Source organism: Sphingomonas sp., assembly GCF_031380695.1.
GTDB lineage: Bacteria > Pseudomonadota > Alphaproteobacteria > Sphingomonadales > Sphingomonadaceae > Sphingomicrobium.
Genome location: NZ_JANMWY010000216.1, coordinates 1 through 3,588 on the forward strand (window position 1 = coordinate 1; position 3,588 = coordinate 3,588).

General features: G+C 65.0%; 3 protein-coding genes. All 3 read right to left on the reverse strand.

Annotation, left to right across the window (positions count from 1 at the left end; all coding sequences use genetic code 11):
• Positions 1 to 809 (reverse strand): glycoside hydrolase family 97 N-terminal domain-containing protein (locus RMN84_RS07865; RefSeq protein WP_309611623.1); only part of this gene is annotated, 809 nt, incomplete at its 3' end.
• A gap of 2 nt (positions 810 to 811) precedes the next feature.
• On the reverse strand, positions 812 to 2,410 hold the full coding sequence (locus RMN84_RS07870) for an alpha-amylase family glycosyl hydrolase (RefSeq protein WP_309611625.1): 1,599 nt from the start codon (positions 2,408 to 2,410) through the stop codon (positions 812 to 814).
• A 25-nt stretch (positions 2,411 to 2,435) separates the two neighbouring features.
• Positions 2,436 to 3,588, reverse strand: a 1,153-nt coding sequence (locus tag RMN84_RS07875) for an alpha-amylase family glycosyl hydrolase (RefSeq protein WP_309611624.1), incomplete at its 5' end; no start/stop codon positions are given.

Here is a 3,588-nt window from a genome sequence, read left to right on the forward strand (position 1 = left end):
TCGCCGCTGATCGCGATCGTCCGCCATGGCGTTTCGAATGGCGTATCGCGCACCACCTTGGCGCCCTGCGACGACGGCGTCAGCACCGCCTTCAGCAGCGTTCCCTGCACCCGCGCGATGTTCATCGCCGAATAATCGACCAGCGCCGCCTCGTGGAACGACAGATGCGTTCCGCCCGCCAACCGCAGCGTCATCGGCGTCTGCGCCGTGCCGATCTCGCGGATCGGAGTGTGGTTGAAGAGATATTCCTCGCGGTTGCTCTCGAACGCCGGATCCCACCACGCCGTCCCGTCGGAATGAACCGCGAACTGGGTCAATTCCTCGGCGATGTTGGCAGTCTTGAGATTGGGCTGTTGGGGAAAGCGGATGCGGAAACCGACCCCACCGTCGTAGATGCGGAACTGCACTTCCATCCGCCGATGCAGCGCGCTCTTCTCCTCGAAGGTGGCGTCGAGCGCGCGATAATGGTTGCGGATCGTCCGCCACTCGCCCCACGGCTGCTCCCACGTCCCGTCGGCATCGTGGGTCGCCTGCCCGACCAATGCAAAATTGCGCAGCATTTGCGGCGCGTCGGTGAACAGGAATCCGAGGTGCGATTCATCGATTAGCGGCGTCCCGGCGCGCGCGATCGTATAGCCCACCCGACCCTCGCCATTGACGCGCAGCGCGACCCGGATCGCGCCATCGGGCGAAGTCGCCGCGGCCACCTCGTCGCCCGAAACGACCTGCGCCACATCGCTCGCCTGGGTCGCCATTGTCGGAATCCCGACCAGCAGTGCAGCCGCCGCAATCACCATCGCCCAACGCATGTTCAACTCCACTTTACGACCACCGCCGAGCGTGCGCCGATGAAGCTCCCGGCAAGCTCGCCGACCTGCTCGACAACTTCTCGTCCAGCGACGATCGGCGCATCGATCGGCGTGTCCCCAAGGTTGAACAGGCACAGCAGTGCCTCGCCCGACCCCGTACGGACGAACGCGATGAGGCGCGCATCGGCATCGGCCAGCGCGATTCCCCCACTGCGCAGCGCGTCATGCTGGTGGCGGAGGGCGATGACCCGGCGAGTCCAGTTCAGGATCGACCCCGGATCGCGCTCCTGCGCGGCAATGTTCATCGGCAAGTGTTTTGGATCGATTGGCAGCCACGGCTCGTCACTGCCGAACCCGCCGTCCGCCGCGCCGGTCCACGGCAGCGGGGTACGCGCGCCGTCGCGGCCCAGCGTTTGGGGCCAGTTGGTCAGCGCCTCGGGGTCCTGCAGCGCCTCGAACGGCACATCGGCCTGGGGCAGGCCCAGCTCCTCTCCCTGATAGAGGATGACATTGCCGCGCAGGCACGCGAGCAGCAGCAGCGCTACCCGAACCAACGTCCCGCGTGTCTCTTCCGACCACCAGCGCGAGGCGAAGCGCGGCGCATCATGATTGGAAAAGGCCCAGCTCGGCCACCCCTCGCCCGCCCCGCCCGGCCATTCTGCGATGGTCGCGCGGACGACCTCGGGGGTCAGCGCGACGGCATAGAGGAAATCGAAGCCATAGGCGCTGTTGAGGTGGGTCTCCCCCGCCGTGAACGCCTTCATCTCCCGCGCCGACTGCTCACCGCCGACTTCTGCCAAGGTGAAGCGATCGCTATATTCGTCGAACAGCGCACGAATTCGCTCGATGAACTTGGGCAGGCCGGCGTGACTCTGGCTGCGAATATGCTGCTGATAATCGAACGGCCGCGTTCGCTTGACGGGGTTGGCGACCGGCGGATTGTCGGTCAGCTCGGGGTCGTGCATCGCGAAGTTGAGCGCATCGAGGCGGAATCCGTCGACACCGCGATCGAGCCAGAACCGCGCCACGTCGAGCAGCGCATCCTGCACTGCGGGCAGGTGCACGTTGAGCTGCGGCTGCTGCTTCAGGAAGCCGTGATGATAATATTGTTCGCGCCGCGCATCCCACGTCCACGACGGCCCGCCGAACACCGACTGCCAATTATTCGGCGGCGACCCGTCGGGCTTGGGATCGGCCCAGACATACCAGTCGGCCCTGGCATTGTCCCGCGACGTGCGGCTCTGGACGAACCATTCATGCTGATCGGAGGTGTGGGAATAGACCTGGTCGATCATCACCTTCAGGCCCAGGGCATGCGCCCGTGCGACCAGCGCATCGAAATCGGCGAGCGTCCCGAAGATCGGATCGACCCCGCGATAATCGGCAACGTCGTAGCCGAAGTCCTTCATCGGCGAGGTGAAGAAGGGCGACACCCACACCGCGTCGCAGCCGAGACTGGCGACATAGTCCAGCCGCGCGGTTGCGCCCTTCAGGTCGCCGATGCCGTCGCCATTGGAATCGGCAAAACTGCGCGGGTAGAGCTGATAAATGACCGCGCCTTTCCACCACGGCGCGGCGGCGTAAGGATCGGCGGCGATCATCGAAGTCGAACTCGGCTGGTCCACGTCAGTTCTTCGCTTCGCAGATAGCATAGCCGAACGGCGGCAGCGTGACACTGACACTGCCCGGGGCGGTCGCCGTCGCGGCGCAGGGGCCGACCAGCGTGGTGAAGCCAAGCGAACGCACGTCGACCTCGACATTCTGCGAGAGGGCCACTGGCGACGTGTTGAACAGCAAGAGCATCTCATGCCCGTCAACTGGGTCGAAACGCGATACCGCGAACAATCCGGGCTTGTCGCTGGCGAAGCGGATCCTCTGCAGTCCGCGAGTCAGTGCGGGGTGACCGGTACGGATGCGGGCGAGTTGCGCGATCTGCGAGAACAACGGATTGCCAGTTCCGAAATGCTCGCTTGCGGTCGTCGTCTTCGTGCCGAGCAGCACATTGTCGTTATAGACCGCCACCTTCGACGCGAACATGTCCTCGCGAGCGTCCTGGTCGCCGCCGTCCCCGGTGAACCCCTGTTCGTCGCCATAATAGATCGTCGGCACGCCGCGCAGCGTCAGCAACATCGCATGCGCCAGCAAGTCGCGCTTCAGCCGCACTTCCGCGTCCGCCTTGGGCGACCCCTTGGCGATGAAATTGCCGATCCGCCCAAAGTCGTGATTGCCGAGGAAGGTCGGCAGCTGCAGCGCCGCCACCGCCCCGCCCTCGTAAAGGGGATCGGCGCGGAACAGCTTGGCCAGTTCGTCGGTCCCGGCACTGCCACCAACTACGTCGGCCACCGCGCGCATGAACGAGAAGTCGAGCACTGCCGGCAGCTTGTCGACCCGCGTGTTTACCGCCGTATGCGCCGGGTCCATATCGCTCGTAGCGACCTCGCCGAAGATGTGGAAATTGGGGATGCCGCGCGCCGCCGCCCGCGCCTTCATCGCCGGCACGAACGCCTGCCAGAATTCGGCATTCACATGCTGCGCCGTATCGATGCGAAAGCCGTCGACGCCATAACCGTCGATCCATTGGCCATAGATGTCGATCATGCCCTGCACGACGCGCGGGTTCTCGGTCGCCAGATCATCAAGCCCGGCGAAATCGCCCATCTGCGAACTCTCGCCGCGAAAGGTCGAATCCCCGCGGTTGTGATAATAGATCGGGTCGTTGAGCCACACCGGCGTCTTGGCATGAACCTCCGCCGCCGGCACGAACGGCGTGTAGGCGAAG

Coding starts and splice junctions, on each gene's coding strand:
- RMN84_RS07870 (WP_309611625.1), bottom strand. CDS start 2,410: ATGATCGCCGCCGATCCTTACGCCGCCGCGCCGTGGTGGAAAGGCGCG.